28 protein-coding genes and 2 other annotated features are annotated in these 25,683 nt (G+C 39.2%); of the genes, 2 read left to right on the top strand and 26 right to left on the bottom strand.

Going from position 1 to position 25,683, the window contains the following annotated elements:
• Nucleotides 1-10: 10 nt before the first annotated feature.
• Nucleotides 11-556, top strand: coding sequence for a transcription repressor NadR (locus POF52_RS01235; protein ID WP_057245345.1), 546 nt, complete (start codon nt 11-13; stop codon nt 554-556).
• Between the two features lie 30 nt (nt 557-586).
• Here POF52_RS01235 and pheA read toward each other — a convergent pair whose 3' ends face one another.
• The 23 genes from pheA to POF52_RS01120 form a co-directional block, all read right to left on the bottom strand.
• Entirely contained in the window at nt 587-1,459 is an 873-nt protein-coding gene (gene pheA, locus POF52_RS01230; RefSeq protein WP_271989281.1) for a prephenate dehydratase, read from the bottom strand.
• 28 nt (nt 1,460-1,487) lie between these two features.
• The gene (locus POF52_RS01225; protein ID WP_013059332.1) at nt 1,488-1,937 is read right to left on the bottom strand and encodes an ACT domain-containing protein; all 450 of its coding nucleotides are present in this window, start codon (nt 1,935-1,937) and stop codon (nt 1,488-1,490) included.
• Between the two features lie 33 nt (nt 1,938-1,970).
• Nucleotides 1,971-3,257: a GTPase ObgE gene (obgE, locus tag POF52_RS01220; RefSeq protein ID WP_013085117.1), complete on the bottom strand. Its 1,287-nt coding sequence runs from the start codon at nt 3,255-3,257 to the stop codon at nt 1,971-1,973.
• Nucleotides 3,258-3,308: 51 nt separating this feature from the next.
• Entirely contained in the window at nt 3,309-3,845 is a 537-nt protein-coding gene (locus POF52_RS01215; protein WP_013085118.1) for a Spo0B C-terminal domain-containing protein, read from the bottom strand.
• A 171-nt stretch (nt 3,846-4,016) separates the two neighbouring features.
• Nucleotides 4,017-4,310, bottom strand: coding sequence for a 50S ribosomal protein L27 (rpmA, locus tag POF52_RS01210; protein ID WP_013059335.1), 294 nt, complete (start codon nt 4,308-4,310; stop codon nt 4,017-4,019).
• A gap of 16 nt (nt 4,311-4,326) precedes the next feature.
• Nucleotides 4,327-4,659: a ribosomal-processing cysteine protease Prp gene (locus POF52_RS01205; RefSeq protein ID WP_013059336.1), complete on the bottom strand. Its 333-nt coding sequence runs from the start codon at nt 4,657-4,659 to the stop codon at nt 4,327-4,329.
• A 9-nt stretch (nt 4,660-4,668) separates the two neighbouring features.
• A complete protein-coding gene (rplU, locus tag POF52_RS01200) occupies nt 4,669-4,977 on the bottom strand; it encodes a 50S ribosomal protein L21 (RefSeq protein WP_013059337.1) in 309 nt (102 codons plus the stop codon).
• Between the two features lie 14 nt (nt 4,978-4,991).
• Nucleotides 4,992-5,063: a sequence feature (ribosomal protein L21 leader region), on the bottom strand.
• A 78-nt stretch (nt 5,064-5,141) separates the two neighbouring features.
• A complete protein-coding gene (locus POF52_RS01195) occupies nt 5,142-6,611 on the bottom strand; it encodes an Rne/Rng family ribonuclease (RefSeq protein WP_271989276.1) in 1,470 nt (489 codons plus the stop codon).
• Between the two features lie 83 nt (nt 6,612-6,694).
• Nucleotides 6,695-7,561 (bottom strand): M50 family metallopeptidase, encoded by an 867-nt coding sequence (locus POF52_RS01190; RefSeq protein ID WP_074893643.1) that lies wholly within the window; start codon nt 7,559-7,561, stop codon nt 6,695-6,697.
• Nucleotides 7,554-8,336, bottom strand: coding sequence for a M23 family metallopeptidase (locus POF52_RS01185; RefSeq protein WP_271989274.1), 783 nt, complete (start codon nt 8,334-8,336; stop codon nt 7,554-7,556). The genes POF52_RS01190 and POF52_RS01185 overlap by 8 nt, the downstream gene beginning before the upstream one ends.
• A 120-nt stretch (nt 8,337-8,456) precedes the next feature.
• Nucleotides 8,457-9,257, bottom strand: a complete 801-nt coding sequence (minD, locus tag POF52_RS01180) for a septum site-determining protein MinD (RefSeq protein ID WP_013059341.1) — start codon at nt 9,255-9,257, stop codon at nt 8,457-8,459.
• 2 nt (nt 9,258-9,259) lie between these two features.
• A complete protein-coding gene (gene minC, locus POF52_RS01175; protein ID WP_013059342.1) occupies nt 9,260-9,943 on the bottom strand; it encodes a septum site-determining protein MinC in 684 nt (227 codons plus the stop codon).
• A gap of 116 nt (nt 9,944-10,059) precedes the next feature.
• Entirely contained in the window at nt 10,060-10,578 is a 519-nt protein-coding gene (gene mreD / locus POF52_RS01170; protein WP_028410564.1) for a rod shape-determining protein MreD, read from the bottom strand.
• The gene (gene mreC / locus POF52_RS01165) at nt 10,578-11,459 is read right to left on the bottom strand and encodes a rod shape-determining protein MreC (RefSeq protein WP_013059344.1); all 882 of its coding nucleotides are present in this window, start codon (nt 11,457-11,459) and stop codon (nt 10,578-10,580) included. Before mreC ends, mreD begins: the two co-directional genes overlap by 1 nt.
• Before the next feature lie 19 nt (nt 11,460-11,478).
• Nucleotides 11,479-12,504: a rod shape-determining protein gene (locus tag POF52_RS01160; RefSeq protein WP_013059345.1), complete on the bottom strand. Its 1,026-nt coding sequence runs from the start codon at nt 12,502-12,504 to the stop codon at nt 11,479-11,481.
• A gap of 229 nt (nt 12,505-12,733) precedes the next feature.
• Entirely contained in the window at nt 12,734-13,420 is a 687-nt protein-coding gene (gene radC, locus POF52_RS01155) for a RadC family protein (protein ID WP_013059346.1), read from the bottom strand.
• Nucleotides 13,421-13,435: 15 nt separating this feature from the next.
• Nucleotides 13,436-14,005 (bottom strand): Maf family protein, encoded by a 570-nt coding sequence (locus POF52_RS01150; protein WP_034648762.1) that lies wholly within the window; start codon nt 14,003-14,005, stop codon nt 13,436-13,438.
• A 110-nt stretch (nt 14,006-14,115) separates the two neighbouring features.
• Nucleotides 14,116-15,198: an SPOR domain-containing protein gene (locus POF52_RS01145; RefSeq protein WP_271989266.1), complete on the bottom strand. Its 1,083-nt coding sequence runs from the start codon at nt 15,196-15,198 to the stop codon at nt 14,116-14,118.
• Nucleotides 15,199-15,316: 118 nt separating this feature from the next.
• Complete coding sequence (locus POF52_RS01140) at nt 15,317-16,072, bottom strand: prepilin peptidase (protein ID WP_271989264.1); 756 nt, start codon at nt 16,070-16,072, stop codon at nt 15,317-15,319.
• The gene (locus POF52_RS01135) at nt 16,069-16,263 is read right to left on the bottom strand and encodes a hypothetical protein (RefSeq protein ID WP_271989262.1); all 195 of its coding nucleotides are present in this window, start codon (nt 16,261-16,263) and stop codon (nt 16,069-16,071) included. Before POF52_RS01135 ends, POF52_RS01140 begins: the two co-directional genes overlap by 4 nt.
• A 186-nt stretch (nt 16,264-16,449) precedes the next feature.
• Complete coding sequence (locus POF52_RS01130; protein WP_013059351.1) at nt 16,450-17,007, bottom strand: DUF420 domain-containing protein; 558 nt, start codon at nt 17,005-17,007, stop codon at nt 16,450-16,452.
• A 156-nt stretch (nt 17,008-17,163) separates the two neighbouring features.
• On the bottom strand, nt 17,164-18,462 hold the full coding sequence (locus tag POF52_RS01125; protein ID WP_271989259.1) for a bifunctional folylpolyglutamate synthase/dihydrofolate synthase: 1,299 nt from the start codon (nt 18,460-18,462) through the stop codon (nt 17,164-17,166).
• A gap of 96 nt (nt 18,463-18,558) precedes the next feature.
• The gene (locus POF52_RS01120) at nt 18,559-21,201 is read right to left on the bottom strand and encodes a valine--tRNA ligase (protein WP_271989257.1); all 2,643 of its coding nucleotides are present in this window, start codon (nt 21,199-21,201) and stop codon (nt 18,559-18,561) included.
• 82 nt (nt 21,202-21,283) lie between these two features.
• Nucleotides 21,284-21,528 (bottom strand) — a binding site (T-box leader).
• A 230-nt stretch (nt 21,529-21,758) separates the two neighbouring features.
• On the opposite strand from POF52_RS01120, the gene POF52_RS01115 reads away from it, so the two are divergent.
• Nucleotides 21,759-21,956, top strand: coding sequence for a hypothetical protein (locus tag POF52_RS01115; RefSeq protein WP_013059354.1), 198 nt, complete (start codon nt 21,759-21,761; stop codon nt 21,954-21,956).
• Nucleotides 21,957-21,967: 11 nt separating this feature from the next.
• Here the strand turns inward: POF52_RS01115 and ysxE are convergent, their stop codons facing one another.
• The 3 genes from ysxE to hemL form a co-directional block, all read right to left on the bottom strand.
• Nucleotides 21,968-23,017: a spore coat protein YsxE gene (gene ysxE / locus POF52_RS01110; RefSeq protein ID WP_271989254.1), complete on the bottom strand. Its 1,050-nt coding sequence runs from the start codon at nt 23,015-23,017 to the stop codon at nt 21,968-21,970.
• A gap of 77 nt (nt 23,018-23,094) precedes the next feature.
• Nucleotides 23,095-24,240 (bottom strand): stage VI sporulation protein D, encoded by a 1,146-nt coding sequence (gene spoVID / locus POF52_RS01105; protein WP_271989252.1) that lies wholly within the window; start codon nt 24,238-24,240, stop codon nt 23,095-23,097.
• Between the two features lie 147 nt (nt 24,241-24,387).
• On the bottom strand, nt 24,388-25,677 hold the full coding sequence (gene hemL, locus POF52_RS01100; protein ID WP_013085130.1) for a glutamate-1-semialdehyde 2,1-aminomutase: 1,290 nt from the start codon (nt 25,675-25,677) through the stop codon (nt 24,388-24,390).
• Nucleotides 25,678-25,683 lie beyond the last annotated feature (6 nt).

The raw sequence follows: 25,683 nt of genomic DNA, 5'->3' as shown, positions 1-25,683 counted from the left end.
GGGATTAAAGGTGCCAGGAACTCAAAAGAAAATTCTTGGAGAAGAAAGAAGAGAACTTATTCTACAATGGTTACAAACAGAGAATAAACCAATGACAGGCAGTGAGCTTTCGAAACGAACGAACGTTAGCCGCCAAGTCATTGTACAAGATATTTCGCTGCTTAAAGCTAAAAATGAGCCCATTATCGCAACGAGCCAAGGATATATTTACATTCAAAATCCATCTCAAACTACCGTGCATCAGCGAATTATTGCTTGTCAGCATACGCCAGAAGATGCTGAAAAGGAGCTTCTCCTGCTTGTTGACCACGGCGTTCTCGTAAAAGATGTAACCGTTGAACACCCTGTGTATGGTGAATTAACGGCTTCCGTTATGATTCAAACCCGAAAAGAAGTAGAAACGTTTATAGAAAAAATTCAAGAAACAAACGCAACTTATTTATCCCAGCTAACAGATGGGATTCACCTTCATACGATTGAAGCAGATACAATTGAAAAACTGAATGCTGCCTGCTTAGCTCTTGAAGCAGAAGGCTATTTAGTTTCGAATGAATAAAAAGGTGTTATAACAAACAAAAATCCCGCTTTAAAGCGGGATTTCTGTTTCAAGTAGTGTATGGGGATAGCTTCCTAAAAGCTCTACGCTACAGCCTAGTGCCTCAAGTTCAGCCATAGCCCCAGGGATTAATACTTCATCCATTTTTTGTTCAATATCAACGATAAAGAAATAGTTTCCAAGCCCTGTTTTCATAGGACGGGATTCAATTTTAGACAGATTTAGCTTACGCCAGGAGAAGGCTGAAAGCACTTGATGAAGCGCTCCTGCCTGATCAGATGGAAGTGTAATCATTAACGTTGTCTTGAACCCTTTTCCAGCTAAAAATGGCACCTCTTGCGCTCCATCTTTATGCAAAATAACAAATCTTGTTGTATTATGATCATAATCATGAATGTTCGGGCAGGCAATATGTAATCCATATTCATGGGCTGCTAACCCATTCGCAATAGCTCCAATATTAAGCTCAGGGTGTTCGCTTACATACTTCGCAGCAAACGCCGTTGATGTCATCTCTTCTACTGCAGTTGACGTACATTCTCCGTGTAAAAATTTATGACACTGCGCAATCGCATGAGGATGAGAATAAATCGTTTCAATGTTTTTCCACTGTTCTGCACGAGATGGATGAACCATTAAATGCTGACGAATCGGAAGCACAATCTCCCCAACAATCGGCAGACGACGTTCATGAATAAGATAATCAAGTGTTAAATTTACAGATCCTTCAAGTGCATTTTCTAACGGTACAATTCCATACTCAATTTCTCCGTTATCCACTGCATCAATGCATGCCGGAATTGTTTTGTATGGAATATGGTCGTGCTGTTTAAATATGCCTTGGACGGCTACATGTGTAAATGTTGCCTTTGGTCCTAAATATCCTACTTTCCCCACAATCATGCCTCTCCTTATCTATATCTGTTTGCCATTATGCCCCTGAACCAAGCACGTCCACTTTATCTACAAACTCTAAGCTTTTCAGTCTTCGCAGCATTTCATTTAATTCAACATTCATGCTTGCTGTATCTAATGAAAGAGTTACGTTGGCACGCCCTTGTAAAGGGATGGTTTGGTGAATCGTTAACACATTGCATCCCGATGATGCAACGGTGCTCAATAAATGTGATAAAGTTCCTGATCGATCTTCAATATGAAAAAATAGTGAAATAATTCGCTGTTTGACAACCGTCTGAAACGGAAAGACCGTGTCGCGGTACTTATAAAAAGCACTGCGACTCAAGTCTACGGCTTGTACAGCATCTGCTACCGATTCAGCTTTTCCCCGTTCAATTAACAGCTTCGCATCCAATGTTTTTTTCATCGCTTCTGGTAATACATCTTCGCGAACTAAATAAAACTGCTTATCGCTCTTATGCAAGTAAAGCCCCTCCCCTTATCCTATGAACAACAATTAGTCAATAAATTCAAATTCATATTCAAACAGCTTTACAATATCGCCATCTTTTGCTCCTCGTTCACGAAGGGCTTCATCGACGCCCATGCCTCGAAGCTGACGCGCAAATCGACGAACGGATTCTTCACGTGAGAAGTCGGTCATCTTGAATAATTTTTCGATTTTTTCACCGCTTAATACGTATGAGCCATCGCTATCACGCGTAATAACAAATTCCACTTCTTTCTTTTCATGCTTGTACAATACGCGGTGCATAGATAGATCTTCCTCTTCTTGCATTGGGAATTCCGGCGTAGTTTCTACAAGATCAGCTACTGTAAATAACAGTTCGCGGATTCCATTACGCGTTGCTGCAGAAATTGGAAAGACTTTCACTTCGTCTCCTACTTTTTCTTTGAATGCAGCCAGATTCTCTTCAGCTTGCGGGATATCCATTTTATTTGCTACCACTACTTGCGGACGTTCAGTTAAACGCATATTATATTGACGCAGCTCTTCATTAATAGTTAAGTAATCTTCATATGGATCGCGGCCTTCTAAACCTGACATATCGATTACATGGACAATAACGCGGGTACGTTCAATGTGACGTAAAAACTGATGACCTAATCCTACACCTTCATGTGCACCTTCGATTAGCCCTGGTAAATCTGCCATCACAAAACTGCGATTGTCTTCTGTTTCAACTACTCCTAAATTCGGATTAATTGTTGTAAAATGATATTCAGCAATTTTTGGCTTTGCAGCAGACGTTACGGATAATAACGTTGACTTTCCAACACTTGGAAAACCAACTAATCCTACATCGGCTAATACTTTTAATTCAAGAATTACATTTCTCTCTTTACCTGGCTCTCCATTTTCTGAAAGCTCCGGTGCTGGATTTGCAGGTGTAGCAAAACGCGTATTCCCACGCCCTCCGCGTCCACCTTTAGCAATCACTGCGCGCTGGCCGTGCTCAACTAAATCAGCAATCGTTTCGTTCGTATCTTCATCTAACACAACCGTACCTGGTGGAACTTTTACAACCATCGGCTCAGCGTTACGTCCGTGCTGTCCTTTTGACATTCCATGTTCACCGCGGCTTGCTTTAAAGTGACGCTTATAGCGGAAATCCATCAGCGTACGCAATCCTTCTTCTACTTCAAAGATGACATCTGCACCGTGACCACCGTCACCACCTGCAGGACCTCCTTTTGGTACGTACTTTTCGCGACGAAAGGCAACCATTCCATTTCCTCCGTCGCCACCTTTTACATATACCTTGACCTGATCTACAAACATTTCTTTTTCACTCCGTTCTATATCTTAGCTCCTGCAATAGCAAAAGCGCTGTTAACTTATTGTGAGCATAAGGCTAAATTCATCTTCAGACATATGCTGTTCAACCAATGCAACTCCTTGAGCGCACTCATAACATTGTAGCTTGTTTTGTAGCTTCTGTATATCTGTTAGTATTCCACTAAAGTCAAAAAAGAAACGAATTCCCTGTTCTTCAATGCATACTGAAATACTCAAATAGTTTTCTGCATGATAATCAACATATTTTTCGAGTGCTTCTGTCAAATAGCAACACCAGTTGTATACGAACTCATCGTATTGTGATAAATCCTTCAATTCTCCGAGCACTTCCACATCTAAGCGAACAGCATGGTTATTCCAATGATAGGTCATAACAAAGCCCGCAAACAGTCGCATATTGATGTTTGTTAACTTGGATTCATGTTTGGATTCATTTACAATTTCTTCAATGATTTCATTCGCTCGATCAAGCCGATTCAACGCTAGATTGCCTTTGATTAATTGCAGCTTATTTAACCAATCATGCCGCGCGTATCTTAATACCTCTACGACATCCCATTCTTTTTCCATCTTAGCACTCCTAACTTTGACTCGAGCATAAGTATTTCACAACGCTGACAAACATCTCGTATCAATCTTCTTAGATATGTTCGATTATAACAAATTCCAATGGGTAATAGGTGAAATATTCTACAAAAAGAAAACTCTAACCTACTTGGGTTAGAGTTTTCTTTTTGTATCTTATGCTTCTTGAGCAACAGGGTATACAGATACTTTTTTACGGTCACGACCGAAACGTTCAAATTTAACGATACCGTCGATTTGAGCGAATAAAGTATCATCTCCACCACGACCTACGTTTGCACCTGGGTAAATTTTAGTACCGCGTTGACGGTATAAAATTGAACCACCAGATACGAATTGGCCATCAGCACGTTTAGCACCAAGACGTTTCGAGATTGAATCACGACCGTTTTTAGTACTACCTACTCCTTTTTTAGAAGCGAAGAATTGAAGGTCTAATCTTACTAACATGACATCCACCTCCTGTTTAGTTGTCGTTAATTTTTATATAATTACTGTAATCTAATTCGATCGTTTTCAGTGAAACAACCATACCTTCTAATAGCAATTGAATCTGTTCCAATGTGAACGAATCCACATCTTTTGGAATCTCACAACGGAGATACCCACCATCTCCACCTTGCTCTAAGTGCGGTTCAACCCCACTTATTGAAAAGATAGCATTAATTGTTCCAAATGAAACTGCAGATGCTCCCGCACAAACAAGATCTTTTCCGTGTTCGGAAAAGTCAGCATGTCCACTCATCGTGAACCCGTCAACTTTCTTATTTGCATCACGAGAAATCGTCACCTTAATCATTTGTTATAATTACGCGTTGATAGCGTCGATTACAACTTTTGTGTAAGGTTGACGGTGACCTTGCTTACGACGATAGTTTTTCTTTGCTTTGTATTTAAATACAGTGATCTTTTTAGCGCGACCTTGTTTTTCAACTTTAGCCGTAACTGTTGCACCTTCTACGAAAGGAACACCAACTTTCACGCTGTCGCCACCTACAAATAATACTTTGTCAAAAGTAACTGTTTCGCCTTGTTCACCAGCAAGTTTTTCAACGTAGATTGCTTGACCAGCCTCTACTTTAATTTGCTTACCACCAGTTTCAATAATTGCGTACATTCTCTGCACCTCCTCTAAAAACTAAGACTCGCCATCACAGGTGTTCAAGTGAACTTAAAACCTGTTCTGAGCGGTTGTAGCACGGGTGCTACAAACCAACATATTAAATCTTACTACAAATCAAAGGTTAGTGTCAATTGGAATTCATGTTTTCTTCTAAAATTTTATATAGAAGCAGAGACCCTTTTTTGGATCTGCTCATTCGACCCCAATTGACGCAAAACAAATGCGTTTGTATAATCATCGCTTGGCGTAAGATATACGGTTTTTTTTACCATTTTCTCTAGAGCGTTGAGAAATCCTTGCGCCTTTATTTCATTTATAACATCACTTCGCGTCTCAATCCAAATAGCCTCTTCTTCCGCGCCTCGATGTTCCCAAATTACACGTTCAATTTGAAAAGCAGCCGTTTTAGAATCAATCACTTTACCTGTTCCTTCACACACTTCACAAGGCATAGTTAATGTTGATCCAATACTATTGCGCACTTTCTTCCGCGTTAATTGCAATATGCCGAGCTCTGTAAAGCCAACTACATTCGTCCGCACTTCATCTTGTTCACATAGCTTTTTCATGTATCTTTCTACTTCTGTCCGATCTTCTTTGTGAGGCATATTTATAAAATCAATTAAGATCATGCCGCCTAAGTGACGTAATTGCATCTGTTTGGACAGTTCATACGCAGCTTCCATATTTGTTTGAAGCATTGTCTTTCGAATATTATCTTTTCCTGAAAACTTCCCCGTGTTCACATCCACGACCGTCATCGCTTCCGTTTCGTCAATAACGATATAGCCTCCGCTTTTGAGCCACACGATTCGCTTTAAAAGCTTCTCTATTTGCCGTTCCACATCGTAAAAAGAGAAAATATTTTCATTTCCTTTATAGTACTCTATTGACGAGTTAGGGTAGGTAGTTTGAAGATGCTGATATAGGTCGAAGTCATCTACTACTATCCCATCAATTCCTTGTTGAAGTGCGGCTTGCACTCTTGTTTCGAGAAAATCTTGTCCTTTGCTGACTAGGGCAGGAGCTTTCATTCCCTGTGTCTGTCGTTCAAGGTGCTCATATTTTTTCTGTAGCTCTTTTACTTTATGTTGGACCGCGGCTTCTGATTTTTCTGCAATCGCTGTTCGAAATAAAAAGCCTTCCATCCCTTGTTTTAACCGCTCACCAAGCTGTTTCCACTGTTGTCGTTTTGGCTCAGCTATTTTTTTGGATACAGCGACATAGTTTCCGTGCGGTAAATATACAAGCTCATCAGAAGAAAATTCAATGATACCCGTCAGCTTGGGCCCTTTTGTCCCAATGCCTTCTTTTACAACTTGAACTAATACTTTTTCTCCTTCACGAATAAAAGCAGACATCGGCTGCTGATCTTTATGAGGATTCTCTGACTGCTGATAGGATACAAGTTCATTTCGATGAATAAATCCGTTCATTGATAAACCGATATCGATAAAGGCTGCTTGCATATGCGGCAGTACTTTTACTACTTTACCCCAATATATATCACCAATAATTTGATTCTCGCTTTGTTCTTGTAAATAGATTTTTTCTAGTGCTTTATCGTTTATCACGGCTATACGTTTTGAAGAAGTAGCCGCGTTAATAATACATGCCTTCACATACATTGCCTCACTTTAATCTAAATTCACAGGAAAAAGTTCGGTCAGTGCAACCGAACTTTTTTCATTCTATTCTATGTTACTAGAAATCAGTAAACTGTTACAAGTTCGTCTAGTTGGCTATTTGTTCTTTTTTCTACAAAGTAAGCGTGTAAAAGTTCATTTTCATCAATTTGTACATGCTCGCCTGTTTGAGATGTAGCAATAATCATATGCTTACAACCTCTTTGGAATTTTTGCAGAACTTGATGGAGCGTCTCACTGGTTGATACACTTAGTGTTTTTAAAGCTCCAATTGGATGCTCTTTGCCATGATATCTCTCCAACAAAAAGCGCATGTAGACAAATTGCCTGCTCTTCCATTCCAAATATCCGGATATAATTAAAAATGAAATAACAATCCATAAGTGCAGCTGAAAAGGATGCATAATGACGGCGTAAATAATACCGACAGCTAAAAAAAACGTTGATAACCGGAGCGCAAGCTTATGCGCTTCTAAAAATGGTAAAGACCGACTGCAAATTAAAAAAAGCAGCTTCCCTCCGTCCAATGGCCAAATGGGCAAAAGATTAAACAGTAAAATCACCGTGCATTGAAACATAAATTGCTCATACGTTTCGAAGGACAACACATTTATTTTCATTAATAAGAAAGCAGCTCCAAACATCCAGAGATGCTGAAGAGGTCCACTTATTGTCACAATAAACTCTTCTCGAAATGGACGATTCCCATGTTCATCTACTTCTGCTACTCCCCCAAAAGGTAAGAGCATAATTCTGCGAATCCGCCAAGAAAAATACTGAGCCGCTACGGCGTGGCCCAGTTCATGAATAATTACAATAATAAATAGCAAAAAAAGCTGCTTTACCGTAGCCGTTAAGATACCAATTACGAAAATCCCCCAAAACAATGGATGAATGTGAATTTTCATCAATAACGAAAAAGCACTATTCAAATTGAATCACCTGACTAGGATCAACAAACTTATCGCCTTTTTTAATAGCAAAATAGAATGTTCCAGCATCGCCTTTTTTACTGTTTTCCACAATTCCTACTTCTTTGCCTTTATTCACAAAATCATACATACTAACATTGATTTTTTTGAGCTGTCCATACCAAGTTTCGGTTCCATCGGCATGTTGAATAATAACGGTATTCCCAGTATCATCACGTTTTCCTACATACCTTACGATACCTTCACTCATTGCTTCTACAACCGAATCCACTCCTGTTTGAACCGTCACGCCTTGCTTACTTTGAGCAAATGTTTCCGTTACTTTCCCTGAAGCTGGAGTAGCATATTCTCCGCTTACACTTTGCTCCATTTTGCTAGACTCTTTATTCGGCAATAGCGTTAACGGCTTCCCAAATTTATCTTCATACCAGGAGGAAACAGCTGCAAACTGAAATTCTTTATCCATTGTTTGTTGAACCACTACTCTGGCCTGTTCAAAAGTAGGAGAAGCGTTCTTGAACATAATTCCTACAATTAACACTAAGCAGGCTGAAGCTAAAATTTTAAATAAAAAGCGTTCTTTTCGAAATAACGGGTGGTATTCCTTTGCTGATGGTGTGTATTCAACCGCAGAATAATCCATCGATCCATATTTTTCTTCTTCACTCATTAAGGACGTATGAAGAGGTTCTTGAGGAAGACGCTTCGTTGTATTTAATTGTTTTCGCTTACGCTCAGCAATTCGTTTACGGATTTCATCAGCACGTCGATTCATGATTCATCATTCTCCTTGTTCTTATCGTATAATCAACTATATGACTTGTCCGTGGAGCTTATGACAGCTTGACTCTACAAAATCAAACAAATAAAAAAAGCTTCCTCTATCGGAAGCTTTTTAAGAACGAACACCAAAGAATCGTTTAATACGTGCAAACATTCCCTTATCTTCTTCATCCAATGATTGAAGAGGAACCGTTTCACCTAGAATACGTCTTGCAATATTACGATATGCAATTGATGCTTTGCTTGATGGATCCATGACAATTGGTTCACCGTTGTTAGAAGCACGAATAACATTTTCATCGTCAGCAACGATTCCAATTAAATCAACAGCCAGAAGCTGAGAAATTTCTTCCACGTCCAGCATGTCTCCATTTTTCATCATATGACTACGGATTCGGTTAATAACCAGTTTTGGAGACTCGATATCCTCTTGCTCCAATAATCCAATAATACGGTCAGCATCACGAACAGCTGAAACTTCCGGTGTTGTCACAACGAGTGCCTTATCAGCGCCAGCTACGGCGTTCTTATAGCCTTGTTCAATACCAGCTGGGCAATCAATAACCACATAGTCATAGTCTTGCTTTAACTGAAGAACTAACTCTCGCATTTGTTCTGGTTGAACAGCTGTTTTGTCACTCGTTTGAGCAGCAGGAAGTAAGTACAAACATTCAAAACGCTTGTCCTTAATCAAGGCTTTTTGCGGTTGGCATCGACCTTCTACCACGTCTACAAGATCATAAATAATACGATTTTCAAGCCCCATTACAACATCCAAGTTGCGTAAGCCGATATCAGTGTCTACTAGACACACGCGCTTTCCAGCTAATGCTAGAGCAGTACCTAAATTGGCTGATGTCGTTGTTTTTCCAACTCCACCTTTACCAGACGTAACAACAATAGCCTCTCCCACTGTCAAATTCTCCTTTCTACCCTGGTCAAATTCGGTCTTAGATGCGGTAAAGTTTGCACGCGATCTATCACCATTTGATCATTATCATCTAAGTATGCACATTCCATTATATTCTCTTCCTTCTCACTGCGCTCTTCTTCTGATCGGGTAATGATATCAGCAATGCGCAGCTGTGAAGGTTTCATTAACGATGCAGCAATAACGGCGTTTTTATTGCCGCGATATCCTGCATGAGCAATCCCTTTTAAAGCACCTAATACAAATAAATTCCCTCCAGCTACAACGGTTCCTCCGGGATTTACGTCTCCGACTAGAAGCAAATCGCCTTCTACATGGAGAACCTGTCCTGAACGAACTACCTTTGTAACAGATACTAATTCACTTTCTTCTCTTACGCGGACTGCATCTTGCTTTAAAATAACGTTACTATCAATTTGTTTAACTACTAAATACTGATTTTCTTCTATGAGCGCCTTCAATTCGGTTTCCTGCTCTGTAGTTAAATAACGATTTCCGATTTTGACATACACTGTGACGATCTGATCGGCATCGCCATGCTTATTTGTCAAAAGCTTCGTCTTAAGTTCCGTCAAAAGCTCTGCAAATGAACATGTATCATTGAGATGCAACGTTAATCCATCTTTTGTTCCTTTAATTGTCACATTTTGTTGCTTTTGTTTATTCAAGACGCTCACCTCAACGAATATATAATTTCGACAGAGACTTACTCAATTCCTTTTTTTCGTTTCTTCAATCAGCATTTTTATCCTATCATGAACGAGAAGCGTAATATATGTTCCGATCAGCGTTCATCGATAAATTTAGCGAAATATTGAAAACATCTTTGAAGCGGAAATGCAAAAATGAGTGCAAATATGGCATTTAAAATGATGGTTGCGTAAAATCGCTCTTGCAAGAAGCGACCAATGGTCATATCAGATATATTAATAATGCTATTAATTCCATATACATAAAACTCAATAATGGCTACAGCTAATAGCGACATGCAGATTACGATAAGCGTATTTTGCTGAAAAATCTTCATTAGTTTTGATACGATATAGCATACGGCCGGCAATCCAAGCGCGTATACTCCTAAGACATCCGTAAAGGCAATATCGTACATGAATCCAAGGATTACCCCATATAGCATCGCTTGCTTTGGGTGATAATACACTGACATAAAAGCCAGTACCACTACAACAAAGTGAGGCGATAGAATCCAGTCTCGCCATGGTGATGCCATGGCGATAAAATTAACAAAGATACTTTCAAACATAAAAACGACAAGCACGAGAATAGGAAGGACAAACCGCTTCATCAGTTAGCCTCCTCCGCCCCTAAATCGTCTTCAGCAGCGGGCGCACTTCTTTTAGCTACAACTACGTTATCTAGGTCATACAAGTCAGCAGCAGGTTTGATATAAGCTTTTTTCGTTAATCCATATTCATCAGGCTCAATTTTTGTGATAACGCCAATTGGAAGATTGCTAGGGAAAATGCCGTCTTCTTGTCCTAGACCGGACGTTACTACTTTTTGCTTTTCTTTAATATCAGCATCAAATGGAATACGACGCATAACAAGCGCCTGTTCTTTATCATCATAGCCTTCAATTAAACCAAATACTTCTTTTTTAGCCTGAATTTTAGCAGATACACGGTTTGTACGATCTGATGAACTAATTAACTGCACAGTAGATGTGAACTTAGATGCATGCTTCACTTTACCAATCAGCCCTTCAGGAGTCATAACAGCCATATTTTCCTGCACATTATGAACCGTCCCTTTATCAATGGCAATTACCTCATGCCAACGGTCTGGATTACGAGCAATAACTGTTGCTTCGATTGGGTTGTATTGACTTAAATCCGTTTTTTTGTCGAGCTGTGCTCTTAATTTTTTATTTTCTTGCTGCAAAGCGTTGGCTTTCGTTTCTAATTGCATGCGTTCGTCTAAACGAGCTTTTAATACCTCGTTTTCTTCGTATGTACGCTTTAAGTCACCTACATTCTGAAAGAAACCCGCTACAAATTGTGCGGGTTCATTAAAGGTAGCCTGAACAAGACCAACCGTATCTTTGACAAACTGTTCAGGCCACGTTACATTTTTACGACCATTTAACGAAAAACCAATCAATGCCACTAATACAATAATACTGACTAATAAAATAACTAAACGTTTATTTAAGAAAAATTGTGGCACGATCTACACCTCTTAATATTTAGCGATATGAATCGCTTGTACGATTTTTAAATAAATCAATGTGTTCTAACGCTTTACCAGTTCCAATTGCAACACAGTCAAGCGGATCTTCTGCGATGACAACCGGCATATTTGTTTCTTCACTAATAACTTTATCTAAATTACGTAGCAATGCGCCACCGCCTGTTAATACAATACCGCGATCCATAATATCTGCCGCAAGTTCAGGTGGTGTTTTTTCTAATGTACTTTTTACTGAATCTACAATAGAAGCCACTGTGTCTTTTAGCGCTTCTGCAATTTCTTCTGCTGAAATTTCGATTGTTTTCGGTAGACCTGTTAGTAAGTCACGTCCGCGAATTTCCATGTTTTCAATACCTTCTGGAATTCCGGCAGAACCGACTTCTACTTTTAATGCTTCTGACGTACGCTCACCGATCATTAAATTGTAATTCTTGCGAATATATTGAATAATCGCTTCATCCATCTCGTCCCCAGCGATACGGATTGACTGACATGTTACGATTCCTCCTAAAGAAATAATCGCAACTTCTGTTGTTCCTCCGCCAATATCTACTACCATACTTCCCGTTGGCTCCCAAACCGGTAGATTGGCGCCGATTGCTGCAGCAAACGGTTCTTCAATTGTATACGCATCACGCGCGCCAGCCTGACGAGTCGCATCAATAACGGCACGTTTCTCAACAGCTGTAATGCCAGAAGGTACACAAACCATTACATACGGCTTACCCGCAAACAAACTTTTTGTTTTTTGAGCTTGATTGATGTAATATTTCATCATCGTCGCAGTTGTTTCGTAATCTGCAATAACTCCATCTTTCATTGGACGAAGGGCTACTACGTTCCCAGGTGTACGACCAATCATATTTTTTGCATCGTTACCTACCGCAACGATTTGTTTTGTATCAGTTTGCAAAGCCACAACAGACGGCTCACGCACAACAATTCCTTTTCCTTTTACATAAACGAGCGTATTTGCAGTACCCAAATCTATTCCAAGGTCTCTAGTACCGATTCCAAACATGTGTCTCTTCCTTTCTCTTACCAAAATGCAAAGGTAAAAATTCCATAATTCAATTTCTTCATTTCATAAGTAACATTTTTTATTTTCTATACTTTTTTCATAGATGTCAACGCCAAATATTGTATGATAAAAAGTCATACTTTGTCTATTAATAACGAATGATTGTAAAGAACTTGTCATTTAAAATCATGACTACTATTATAACCCAAGGATTTTAAAAAGCATAGCCTTACATGTATCCTTTTTCTTTTAAACTAATATATTTTCGATCTCCGATAATTAAATGATCTAACAATTCAATTCCTATGATAAATCCGCACTCTTTTAAGCGCTTCGTTACCTCTATATCTTCTCTGCTGGGAGTAGGGTCGCCGGAGGGATGATTATGAATACAAATAAGGGATGCAGCTGAACGACGAAAGGCTTCTTTAAATACTTCTCTTGGATGGACAATAGATGAATTGAGGCTTCCGATAAAAATGGTTTGCTTGTGGAGAACTTGATTTTTCGTGTTGAGGTATAAACAGACGAAATGCTCTTGAGACAGCACGCGCATTTCTTCCATCACATAATTAGCTCCGTCTTCAGGGCCATGAATGGTATATCGCTGACTAGATTTCCGCTGTACAATCCTCTTACCTATTTCAATAGCCGCTATAATTTGAATTGCTTTTGCAGGTCCGATACCTTTAATATTCATCATTTCATCAAGCGATGCATGCTGCAAAAGTTGAAGACCTTCAAAATGCGTTAATATGCGATTGGACAGCTGAAGAACAGATTCATCTTTGGTTCCAGTGCGCAGCAAAATAGCAATAAGCTCGTGGTTAGAAAGACTAGAAGCACCCATTGACACAAGGCGCTCTCGAGGTCTTTCATCTTGAGGAAAATCTTTAATTAACAATGATTGATCCAATTTCGCCACTCCTTTTTAGTAAACGAAACCGTATTGTTTTAGCTCACGTATTGTTCGGGAGAGCGGCAAGCCCACCACGGAGAAATAGTCTCCTTCAATTTTTTTAACTAGCGCAGCACCGAGACCTTGAATTCCATAAGAACCAGCCTTATCCATAGGCTCTCCTGACTCTACGTACTGTACGATTTCATCTTGTTCAATCGGCCAAAACTCTACATCTGTTTGTTCATAAAACGTATGAACTTTTGCATTTGATACGAACGCTACTCCAGTTAATACCTGATGTTTTTGACCTGACAGCATCGTAAGTGTTTCAATCGCTTCTTGTTTCGTTTTTGGCTTTCCTAAAATACGATTGCCATATACGACAACTGTATCGGCACCTAGGACAATATCCTCTTTATGATGCGAAGCGACGTCCACTGCTTTTTGCCTAGCTAAATCCATTACTACCTCCGACGGAGTGTATAATGGATTGACGATTTCTTCAATTGTACTAACGTGAACGGTAAAGGGAATGTGAAGCTGCTGAAGTAATTCTTTTCGACGAGGAGAGCCTGAGGCTAAAATTAATGTTTGTTTCATACATCTCACCTTTGCATTTTGATTTAAAAAAGAAGGACACACCGTTATTTTAGCAATTTCATCTCCAAATGACAATAAACAAGTGAGGCAGCATTACACTACCTCACTTGTTAAGACGTTACAAGGCTTTCATACTGCTGAAGAGCTTTTAACACGTATCGTTGAGCAAGCCAAGCATCTTTACTGCTTTTATTGTCTTCATATGAAGAAAGAGAAGCAGCAGCTTTTTGAAGGGTGCTCACCATGGTTTTAATGTCTTCATTTGACGCTTCTTTCTGAACTTTTGTCAGCTCTTTTTTCAGAGATTTGATATCGGCTACCCGCTGTCCTTCAATCGCTTTAACAGATTGATCTAAGAGATTAGCCATAAACGGCTGCGCTGTGGTTATAACCGTTTGATCTTTTCTCCCTAATTCGCTAGTGGGCTTAATTTCATAAGACTTTACATATACATCTTTACCTTGTTGTTTATACGTTTTACTAAGTGCGTTCGCTTTTTCTTCTCCAGTGGCAGCACCAACGACAAGAGAATAGGTTTTAGGTGAAAAGATCTCGCCAGCTTCGTTCTCTTCTTTCCATTTATCCATTTCTTTATTTGCAGCAGTTTTTGATGAAAAAGCACCTGCTTGAACAATGTAAAAGGAAAAAGGTTCTAAAGTAGAAGCAGCAGCTGATGTCCCCTTCGATTCCTGTTCGTTTTTCTTTTCAGCTTTACCAACACTTTCAGTGGCAGACGCTGTTTGAGAAGTTTTTTCTTCTTTCGTTTGCTCACTTGTTTGTGCTTTGCTTACAGGCTGTTCGCTTCCTGTCATCATTTTCACACCAACCATACCGATGCCGCTGCCTATTCCAACTGCTAGCAGTACAATCACAGCTGTTCGTTTGATCACACTGCCGTTTACCGTTTTAATCGAAACATTTTTAGGATGTAATCGCGGCTTTTTCTTTTTTTCATTTCTTACATCTTCAATAAATACCACTTTATTTTCTTCCACATGAGAATCTTTAGATGCCGGCTCCGGAAGAACCCACGTAAATTCGTCTTTTTCTGGCGCTTGTTCTTCCTTCTCATCCTTGGATTGACCATTGATTTTAATTGAAATTTTTCGTTCCTGCTTGTCCACTTCCCCACCGCCTTTAGTTAACGTAGTCTTAATACCGGTTGCAAGCTGAGGTAAACCGACATAAAACATACACTTTTTTCCATGCTATCATAGAAGAAAAAAAAAATAACAAGACATTTGTCGTCTTGTTACAAAAGGTTTTCGCTATTTAGTTACAGAAATTTCAAATTTGTCGAAGATTTGAAGCTCAATAAAAATAGTTGCTAACATACCAATCTATCAATTCGTTTCCATGAAAATAAGCAGCGATTGTCCCTATAAAAATAAAAGGAACGAAAGGAATTGGTACACCTACCTTTGCCTTTTTCATTAATAACGCTCCTATGCTAACGGTTCCGCCTATTAATATAGCTAAAAAAAGCGATAGCAAAACAAGCTTTACTCCAAGCACAATACCAATCAAACCATACAATTTAATATCTCCTTCTCCAAGGCCTCCTCTGCTGAGAAATGCGACTAGAAAGAGGAGAAAAAATGCTATTCCTCCTCCCATTAAGGAATCACTCCACGAAGTTAATGGAATGAAAAGACGCTCAAGAAGAAAGATAGGCAAAAAGAAAAGCAGTACCTTATTTGGGACAATCATATAAGCTATATCTGAGACAACTATAATTGTTAAAAAAGAAACAAAGGTTAATATGACAATCAGTTCTAACGTCATATTCAATCTAAAAAAAGCATATACAAATAAACTTCCTGTCGAAAATTCTACGAACGGGTAGATGAAGGAGATTTTTTTGCGACACATACTACATTTTCCTGCATTTTTAATGTAGGAGACTACGGGAATTAACTGTTGTGGAGAAAGAACGTATAAACAGTGTGGACAATGAGATCTTGGAGATAAAATAGATTTTTTCTGAGGAATTCTAAGGCCTGCTACATTATAAAATGAACCTAGAGTGAGACCTGAAACAAATAGATAAAGGTAAATTAAACTCATATGACTCCTTCCATTTCAGGGGTACAGAATACTAACTGTAGATTTTCTTTTGAATGGGGCAATGTATCTTTTCCTTTTAAATAGCTGCCAATAAACGGAATGAGAAAAGCTGCTAGAAGACCTATTATGATAACCAGTATGATCACTTGCATTAGAGAAAGTCCTTTATTCTTCGTGGACAGTTTATCCATTTCCACACCTCTCCTTTATTGATTAGTATCAAACAGCTCCTTGATTAATACACTGAATCATAATACCCATAAAAGTCATATTCTGTATGCCTCCTTCCTTAAAACACACCATTTATAGATAATAAGGATTATACCACTAAAAAACAATAACAGCATAAAAAAAACGTCTGCAAAAGCAGACGTTTTTTAATAGTAAGGAGCCATAAATAAGTAGACAATTACACCTGTAAGACTTACATAAAGCCAGATTGGCATTGTCCATCGCACAATTTTTTTATGTTTTTCAACTTGCATTGTCCAGCCCCACACAAGTGCAAACAGTGCCAGCGGAACAATAATCGCTGCTAGGAAACTGTGTGTGATCAAAATAAAGAAGTAAATGGGACGAACGATTCCTTCTCCACCGAACGTGGCTGTTTCTGTGGAAATGTAGTGGAACGTTAAATATGAAACTAAAAAGAGCAGTGTGGAAGTGAATGCTGCTAAAATAAAACCTTTATGAGCATTAATATTTTTCCTGAAAATTGAAATCAACGCTGCAACTAAAAAAATAAACGTAAAACTATTCAAAATAGCATTTAACCGTGGAAAGATAGTCAAATCAAAACTTACTTTTCCTTGATAGCCAATATTCGAAAAGAATAGCAGTAAAATAATAACATTCGCTATCACTGAAAAGGTAAGAATAATACCGGTAAAGTTTTTATTACTTTTCGGTACAATTTTTTCATTATTCTTACTCATGTTAACAATCTCCTTATTTAGTGATGTACATGTTTATTATATATCACTTACCTAGGGGGTGAAAGTGACAATACTTTGAACTTAGTACTTACTTATTATCCCTATCCCTTCCTTACATTATGTTAAAAGCAGCAAGATTCCACTTGCTGCTTTTGCTCATTTGAGAAGAAAAGCCCGCACTTCTGATATAAAATACAGAGACCCTGTAATCACGACCATGTCTTGTTCACCTGTCGCCTTTTCCTTTACGTAAGCAATTGCTTTTTTCCAATCCTCGTCCATATGCTTATTATGATGAGTACTCATCTCATAAAGCTCCGCGGCTGTGCGAGCACGAGGAAAGTCAAACGACGTAAATGTAATACTTGCAGCGATTGTTTCAAGTTCTTGGACCATTCGATCAGCGCTTTTATCATTTAAGCAGCTGAAAACTAAATGAATGTTTCGATCTTCATAATGAAGGCGTAAAGTAGATAACAGGCTATCAATGCCTTCTGCATTATGAGCCCCATCAATAATCGTTAAGGGATGCTCATTTACTATCTCAAAGCGGCCGTTCCACTTTGTATGCTGAATCCCTTTTATCATTTGCTCTTTGGAGATAGAAAGCTTTTTCTTTTCTTTTAAATAACAAACGGCCATCACAGCCAAAGCTGCATTTTTAACTTGATGATAGCCAAGCATATTTAATTGCAAGTGTTCAAATGTGCCATACGGCGTTTTTAACATAAAGCCTTCTCCATTTGCTAAGGGCTCATAGTTTTCAATTTTAAATTCTTTTCCTAACACAAATAACGGAGCCTGCTTCGAATTTGCCTCTTCTGTAATGACGTCAAGCGCCTTTACCTGCTCGGCACCCGTAATAATAGGGGCTTCTTTTTTAATAATCCCCGCTTTTTCTGCTGCAATTTCTTCTACCGTATCACCTAGTATCGCCATGTGATCAAATCCAATGTTTGTAATAACACTCACCATAGGACTCACAACGTTTGTTGAATCATATCGTCCCCCAAGACCTGTTTCAAACACAGCATAGTCAACTGAATCATGATAGCCGAAATAAAGAAAAGCCATGATTGTAATCACTTCAAATTCCGTTGCTGACCCTAAGTCCGTATGTTCTAGTCGCTCCACTACAGGCTTTACTTCCTGAACAAGAGCGGTCATTGCTTCATTTGAAATAGGCTGTCCATTCACGCTAATCCGCTCATTAAATGTTTCGATATAAGGGGAAGTAAACGTTCCAACTTTATACCCTGCTTCTTCTAACATGTTTCGCAAATAAGAAACAGTAGAACCTTTACCATTCGTCCCAGCAACATGAATAGCATTTATATTTTGCTGCGGAAAATCAAGCTGCTCTAGCATCCATTCCATTCGTTCTAACCCCGGCTTGATTCCAAAGCGAAGTCTGTTATGAATCCAATCAAGCGCTTCTTCATATGTCGTTATCATCTTTTATTCACCTTTCTTTTCCATCGCTATTATTATGTAAAGAAAAAGCGTCGCTATACAAGCCACGCTTTTTCTGTTCATTCATTAACCCATTGATTATCCGCGTAATTCAGCAATACGAGACTGAACAGCTTCACGTTTTTCAACGTAATCTTGCTCTTTTGCACGCTCTTCTTCTACTACTTTAGCAGGCGCTTTTGCAATAAAGCCTTGGTTGTTTAATTTCTTTTGTACACGTTCTACTTCTTTGTTTAACTTGTCGTATTCTTTTTCTAAACGTGCGATTTCTTCTTCGATATTAATTAAACCTTCAAGAGGTAAAATTAATTCTGCTCCTGTTACAACAGCACTCATCGCTTTTTCATCTAATGAAACATCGGTTGAAATCACAAGCTCACTTGGATTACAGAAACGTTCTACATACGCACGGTTCTTTTCAAGCTGGCTTTGAATATTTTCATCTTTAGCTTTAATAAATAATTTTACTTGTTTGCTCATCGGCGTGTTCACTTCAGCACGAATATTACGAACAGCACGGATAATATCTACAAGTAAACGCATATCGTTAGCAGCTTCTTTATCCGAAAGCTCAGCGCGTACTTCCGGCCATTTAGCTACTGTAATTGATTCGCCTTCATGCGGCAAGCTTTGCCAAATTTCCTCAGTAATAAACGGCATGAATGGATGTAAAAGTCGCATTGTGTTATCAAGTACATAAGCTAAAATTGAGCGTGTTGTCTTTTTAGCTGCTTCATCTTCTCCGTAAAGAGGAAGTTTAGCCATTTCAATGTACCAATCGCAGAAATCATCCCAAATAAAGTTATAGAGAATGCGTCCAACTTCACCGAATTCATATTTGTCAGCTAATTTTGTTACGTGCTCAATCGTCTCATTTAAGCGCGTTAAAATCCATTTATCGGCAACGGATTTTTCGCCTGATAAATCAAGCTCTTCAAATGTGATGCCATCCATGTTCATTAATGCAAAACGAGAAGCATTCCAAATTTTATTTGCAAAGTTCCACGTCGCTTCGACTTTTTCAAAGCTGAAGCGTAAATCTTGTCCCGGTGAGCTTCCTGTAGATAAGAAGTAGCGAAGAGAATCCGCACCGTATTTCTCGATTACTTCCATTGGATCTACGCCGTTACCAAGTGATTTACTCATTTTACGACCTTCAGCATCTCGTACAAGACCGTGAATGAGCACATCGTCAAACGGACGTTTACCCGTAAATTCAAGACCTTGGAAAATCATACGAGATACCCAGAAGAAAATAATATCGTAGCCTGTTACAAGCACATTTGTTGGGTAGTAGCGTTTGAAATCAGCTGCATCCACATCCGGCCAGCCCATTGTTGAGAACGGCCATAGCGCTGAGCTGAACCATGTGTCTAATACATCTGAATCCTGTTCCCAGTTTTCGATATCTGCTGGAGCCTCATGATCTACGTATACCTCTCCAGTTTCTTTGTGATACCAAGCTGGAATGCGGTGTCCCCACCAAAGCTGACGCGAAATACACCAGTCGCGAATATTTTCCATCCAGTGTAAGTATGTCTTTTCAAAACGGTCAGGTACAAAGTTTACTTTTTCTTCTTGTTTTTGAAGATCTACTGCTTTATCTGCTAACGGCTGCATTTTTACAAACCATTGAGTTGATAAATAAGGTTCAACAACGGCACCGCTTCGTTCACTGTGACCTACTGAATGCATGTGGTCTTCAATGTTGAACAATACGCCGTCTTCTTGAAGGTCTTTAACAATTTGCTTACGGCAAACAAAACGATCCATTCCTTCATATTTACCTGCTTTGTCATTCATCGTACCGTCTTGATTCATCACTAAAATACGCTCTAAATTATGACGGTTTCCAATTTCAAAATCGTTCGGGTCATGAGCAGGCGTAATTTTTACCGCACCAGAACCGAATTCCATATCAACATAATCATCGCCTACGATAGGAATTTCACGCCCTACAATCGGAAGGACAACCTTTTTGCCGATTAAGTGCTTATAGCGATCGTCTTCAGGGTGAACAGCTACAGCCGTATCTCCTAGCATCGTTTCAGGACGGGTTGTTGCGATTTCAATATGTCCAGAACCATCTGCCAACGGATAGCGCATATGATAAAACGCACCTTGTACATCTTTGTAAATAACCTCGATGTCTGAAAGAGCTGTTTTTGTAGCTGGATCCCAGTTAATAATATATTCTCCGCGATAGATTAACCCTTTTTTGTAAAGCGTTACGAATACTTCGCGCACTGCTTTAGAAAGGCCTTCATCAAGCGTGAAGCGCTCGCGTGAATAGTCTAAGCCAAGTCCTAGCTTCGACCACTGCTGGCGAATAAAGCTTGCATATTCTTCTTTCCATTTCCATGTTTCGGCTACAAAATTTTCGCGGCCTAGATCGTAGCGGCTTTTCCCTTCGCTGCGAAGCTTTTCTTCTACTTTTGCCTGCGTTGCAATCCCCGCATGGTCCATACCAGGAAGCCATAAAACGTCATGGCCTTGCATGCGCTTCATACGCGTTAAGATGTCTTGTAACGTTGTATCCCAAGCGTGGCCTAAATGCAGCTTGCCCGTTACGTTTGGGGGTGGAATTACAATTGTATACGGCTCTTTTTCAGGATCATTTGTTGCTTCAAAAAACTTCCCGTCTAACCAATACTGATAACGATTTTCTTCAACGGCTTTTGGATCATACTTCGTTGGAAGAGTCACTTCTTTTTCAGACATAATGTATACCTCCATAATATAAAGTTTCAGTCTTTAGAAACTGTGTAAAGCTTTTATAAACATAAAAAAACTCCTTTCCTAATAAAAGGACGAAAGGAGTTGATTTCGCGGTACCACCTTTTTTTATAGACCTATCCCGTTTGATAAGCCTATACACTTCATTTCATAACGGTTGATTAACCGGCTTTTTCTACTGAGCTATGCAGCTGTTCAAAAAAGCTACTCATAGGCGACATTCCGAGTGCACATTCTTAAGAAATCTCACAGCAGCTGATTTCTCTCTCTGAAAGACGAACATCCCGTACTCTTCCTATTCACTGTATTTATGTATGAATTTCTCTTAATTATACTATATGAAAAAATGTTGAATCGTCAATAATCTTCTCCACTTTTTTACGATTATATTCATAATTTTTTTGTTCTGCTCTTTATTTTTTCATTCACTCGCTAATTTTGGAAATAAAATGAAGAGTCCGCTCAAAAAAATGGCACCATTTCTTTCTTTTTTCATATACTTACTTTAACCTGGGCACGTGGATTGAAAGGGGCATGTACAAATGAAGAAACGAATAAATGTAAATTCGTATCAGCTGCAGCGGTGGCTCAAAACAGCAGGAGCGGCTTGTGGACAGTTTATTGTTCCTTTAACAATTTTTCAAGGTATACGTACACTATTTTTCCCTACAACCTTTGATGTACTGTTGTTGGCACTGCTTGCCATACTAGCGGTTGCTTTATATTCCGACTGGATTTAAAAACCCAAGCGCTATTCGTTCGCTTGGGCTTGTGCAGCTGCTTCCGCTGCCATTTTTTTTTGCTGATCTACTTCAAATATTTTAATATTGAGCTGTTCAATGTTTTTCGTCAGCCAGTATGCTCGAATAAATGACTGCATATGTTCAAGCTCTGTTTTACTTTCTTTATGCTGCCTATATTGAACGATACACTGATACAAGGGTTCTGGAAACGCCAAATAACTGTGTAAAAGCAGCCGTTCCTCTTCTCTGAGAGCAAAATGTTTTTCATACGTACTAAACCACTCATAGCTGTCATAGGTAGTTACTGGGTATGTGCGAAGAGTACGGAAATAAAATGAGACCAAATCATAAATCGGTGAAGCATCTTTTGCATGTTCAAAATTAATAAAAAAACCATTTCCCCGTTCGTCATAGATAAAATGTTTAGCCGATAGCTTTCCATGAGACGTAACCAGCCGGATCTTTTCCTTTTCTTCCATTTCATCGTTCCACTGATCGAGCTTTCCAAAACCAAATTCAAGCGCTCTTGTCATTTCATAATAAAACGTACAGTAATGCAATTCAAACGGGGACATATAGATTTTTTTCTCGCATTCTGCTACATACTGCTTCAGCTCTTCCTGACGTTTTTCCCACGTTTCTTTCATCGATGTATAATGATTTTCTATATCTTCTTTTTTCACTTCTACTTCCTGCGCTGAAGCGCCGTGAAGCTTAGCAAGCTCTTGAAATAATTTATGATATCGAATATCACGCTCTTCGGTCGGATTATTTGGGAGCCACGGCATTAAGTAATACGAGCCGCTTTCATCTGAAACAATGGGCTGAGAACGCTTTGTTTGATAAATAGGGACAAATCCCATCCATCCTTTTTGATGCACGTTCTGCAGCTTTTGAATGAAGTTTTGATTTCGTTCTTGATGATTCGCCATTTCTTTAAGCGCAAATACGCCGGTTTTCGTATAGACTTTTTTTACTTTTCCGTAGTCTTCGATAAAGTCAACATCTAAGTCATATTCTTTTAACAATACTTTGTAGTCTGCTACTGTCCGCTGCATCTATATTCTCCTTCCTCGTAAAAAATAAAGAAAACAGTTAAGACATTATATGCGTCAAAACTGTTTTCTTTCCGACTTTAACGAACGGGAATATTTAAGATGCTTCCTTCTTCCAGCTCATATTCATCTTCTAAATTATTTACTCGTAAAATGTTTTGTACATTCGTATTATAGCGGTTTGCTATCGTATCAAGCGAATCTCCGTCTTGAACAATACAAAGCTTCCACGTTGAAAAAGCTTCTTCTTCCCGCGAAAAGAGCTTTGTTAAATAAAGGGCGTTTTCATTTCGGCCGCTTTCATTTTCTTCTTTCCGAAATTCAACAATAATCTTTTCCTCTTCTTGTTCAGCTTCTTCTTGCTCAGCCTCTTGTTGAACGTCAGCATACGTATTCAATTCACTAGCTTGCGATTCTTCGAAGCTTTCTTGCTCTTGACGAAGCTGAAACAGTTCAATCACATTGTCTTCTCTTTCTTCCTCGATTTGGGCCTCTTTTTTCACTTCGACTTCAAATGGTTCATATGCTTCCTCTTCATATTCCACGACCGGCTCAGCACGAGATTCTTTTTTAAATACAGATGAAAAATAACTAGGGGTCTCTTCTGAATGCTCTTCTTCAATAGCCTCTGCTTCTAAAAGTGCGGGAGCTTCACGATAGCTTACGTCAAACTCTTGTTCTTCTTGTTCTTCTTCTTCTTGAGCAACGTTTTCAGTATATACCTCTTCAGCATCGTCCACTTCTTCATAAGAGACGATGTGCTGTTCCTCCGAAAACTCTTCCTCTTCTCGTTCTTCATGCTGTTCTTCGTACAATCCTGTGATGGACAAGTCAGCCATTAGCTGTAGCTGATTTGTGTCTGGCAATTCATAATCAAATAAATCAATAGATACATATACGTCTTCAATACTTTGAATACGATTTTTAGGAATGGTAATATCAACAGGAAATTGATGTGATAATTCAGCCGTTCCGTCTTCACGGACAGAGATAGATTGCACTTGATTCTCATTTGTATATTCGCGTAACGAGTGCTCTCCCTCGCACGTTTCGTATTCACCTGTTAATTGTAATGCTCCTCGAATAGACACGTATTGGTCATATTCTTGAATAGATACTTGAGGCTCTAAGGAGATAGACAAAAGTTGTGAGACTTCCTGTCCTTTTTGAAACCATACTGATTCTTCTACGGAAAAACGCAGACATGATAAATTATCCTGCGACAAATTGTTCTCCCCCTTCCAACACCCGCCAGGTAATAGCGCGGTCATTAAAGATGTATGAACAAATAAATTAAAATATGTCTTTAAAACTAAAAAAGCTTACGGAATACTCCGTAAGCTTTGATATAAAAGTCAATCTTATTTATCTGTTTATCCACGTAACTTCGAAAAGGCTTTTTCAGCTGCTGCAATTGTATGTTCAATGTCTGCATCTGTATGAGAAGTTGATAAAAACATTCCTTCGAATTGAGAAGGAGGTAAAAACACGCCTTCATTAGCCATTTCACGATAGTAAGCTGCAAAATAATCTAAATTCGATGTTTTCGCTGTTTCGTAATTTATTACCTGTTCGTTTGTAAAGAAGAAACCGATCATTGAACCAGCTCGGTTTACCGTAAACGGCACATCATATTTTTCAGCTGCTGCCATCAATCCTTCTTCTAAGCGATCTGCTTTACGAATGAACTCATTGTAGGATTGAGGTGTCAGCTGCGTTAACGTCTCGTATCCAGCTGTCATCGCAAGCGGATTACCTGATAATGTACCTGCTTGATAAATCGGGCCGCTTGGTGCAACTCGCTCCATAATTTCAGCTTTACCACCGTAAGCACCTACTGGTAAACCGCCACCGATTACTTTTCCTAAGCAAGTTAAGTCAGGCGTAATGTTGTAGTATCCCTGTGCACAGTTGTACGCTACGCGGAACCCTGTCATTACTTCATCAAAAATGAGCAGTGAGCCATATTCTGATGTGATATCACGAAGCCCTTGTAAGAAACCTGGCTGAGGCGGTACCACACCCATATTTCCTGCTACCGGTTCAACGATTACTCCGGCAATGTCATCTCCGAATTCTTTAAAAGCATATTGTACGCTTTCTAGATCATTGTACGGCACTGTAATCGTGTTTTTAGCGATTCCTTCAGGCACTCCCGGGCTATCTGGTAGGCCTAACGTTGCAACGCCTGAGCCAGCTTTAATTAGAAGAGAGTCACCGTGTCCGTGGTAACAGCCTTCAAATTTTAAAATTTTGTTGCGGCCCGTATAGCCGCGTGCTAAACGCAGTGCGCTCATCGTTGCTTCCGTACCTGAACTCACCATACGGACGATTTCAATTGAAGGAACACGCTCAATAACAACCTTAGCAAGCTCATTTTCAATTAATGTTGGTGCACCAAAGCTTGTACCAGATTCCGTTACTTTTTTGACTGCTTCAACTACTTGATCGTTGGAATGTCCGTGAATTAAAGGTCCCCATGATAAGACGTAGTCAATATATTTGTTGCCGTCAATATCGTAAATCGTAGCGCCTTTTCCTCGTTCCATAAAAATAGGATCCATATCTACTGATTTAAATGCACGAACAGGACTGTTTACTCCACCCGGCATTAATTGCTGCGCTTCTAAAAAAGCTGCTTTTGACTTTTCATAACTTCTCATGTGTAA

This window comes from Priestia sp. AB (assembly GCF_028369225.1).
GTDB lineage: Bacteria > Bacillota > Bacilli > Bacillales > Bacillaceae_H > Priestia > Priestia megaterium.
This window is presented reverse-complemented; position numbering and strand designations above follow the sequence as displayed.

Excerpts from the sequence above, each read along its gene's own strand:
- pheA (WP_271989281.1), bottom strand. The coding sequence starts at position 1,459 with ATGATTGTGGGGAAAGTAGGATATTTAGGACCAAAGGCAACATTTACA.
- obgE (WP_013085117.1), bottom strand. The coding sequence starts at position 3,257 with ATGTTTGTAGATCAGGTCAAGGTATATGTAAAAGGTGGCGACGGAGGA.
- POF52_RS01215 (WP_013085118.1), bottom strand. The coding sequence starts at position 3,845 with ATGGAAAAAGAATGGGATGTCGTAGAGGTATTAAGATACGCGCGGCAT.
- rpmA (WP_013059335.1), bottom strand. The coding sequence starts at position 4,310 with ATGTTAGTAAGATTAGACCTTCAATTCTTCGCTTCTAAAAAAGGAGTA.
- POF52_RS01205 (WP_013059336.1), bottom strand. The coding sequence starts at position 4,659 with ATGATTAAGGTGACGATTTCTCGTGATGCAAATAAGAAAGTTGACGGG.
- rplU (WP_013059337.1), bottom strand. The coding sequence starts at position 4,977 with ATGTACGCAATTATTGAAACTGGTGGTAAGCAAATTAAAGTAGAGGCT.
- POF52_RS01195 (WP_271989276.1), bottom strand. The coding sequence starts at position 6,611 with ATGTATGTGAAGGCATGTATTATTAACGCGGCTACTTCTTCAAAACGT.
- POF52_RS01185 (WP_271989274.1), bottom strand. The coding sequence starts at position 8,336 with ATGAATCGACGTGCTGATGAAATCCGTAAACGAATTGCTGAGCGTAAG.
- mreD (WP_028410564.1), bottom strand. The coding sequence starts at position 10,578 with ATGAAGCGGTTTGTCCTTCCTATTCTCGTGCTTGTCGTTTTTATGTTT.
- POF52_RS01160 (WP_013059345.1), bottom strand. The coding sequence starts at position 12,504 with ATGTTTGGAATCGGTACTAGAGACCTTGGAATAGATTTGGGTACTGCA.
- POF52_RS01150 (WP_034648762.1), bottom strand. The coding sequence starts at position 14,005 with ATGAAACAAACATTAATTTTAGCCTCAGGCTCTCCTCGTCGAAAAGAA.
- POF52_RS01145 (WP_271989266.1), bottom strand. The coding sequence starts at position 15,198 with ATGTTTTATGTCGGTTTACCTCAGCTTGCAACCGGTATTAAGACTACG.
- POF52_RS01140 (WP_271989264.1), bottom strand. The coding sequence starts at position 16,072 with ATGAGTTTAATTTACCTTTATCTATTTGTTTCAGGTCTCACTCTAGGT.
- POF52_RS01135 (WP_271989262.1), bottom strand. The coding sequence starts at position 16,263 with ATGGATAAACTGTCCACGAAGAATAAAGGACTTTCTCTAATGCAAGTG.
- POF52_RS01130 (WP_013059351.1), bottom strand. The coding sequence starts at position 17,007 with ATGAGTAAGAATAATGAAAAAATTGTACCGAAAAGTAATAAAAACTTT.
- POF52_RS01125 (WP_271989259.1), bottom strand. The coding sequence starts at position 18,462 with ATGATAACGACATATGAAGAAGCGCTTGATTGGATTCATAACAGACTT.
- POF52_RS01120 (WP_271989257.1), bottom strand. The coding sequence starts at position 21,201 with ATGTCTGAAAAAGAAGTGACTCTTCCAACGAAGTATGATCCAAAAGCC.
- POF52_RS01115 (WP_013059354.1), top strand. The coding sequence starts at position 21,759 with ATGAAGAAACGAATAAATGTAAATTCGTATCAGCTGCAGCGGTGGCTC.
- ysxE (WP_271989254.1), bottom strand. The coding sequence starts at position 23,017 with ATGCAGCGGACAGTAGCAGACTACAAAGTATTGTTAAAAGAATATGAC.
- hemL (WP_013085130.1), bottom strand. The coding sequence starts at position 25,677 with ATGAGAAGTTATGAAAAGTCAAAAGCAGCTTTTTTAGAAGCGCAGCAA.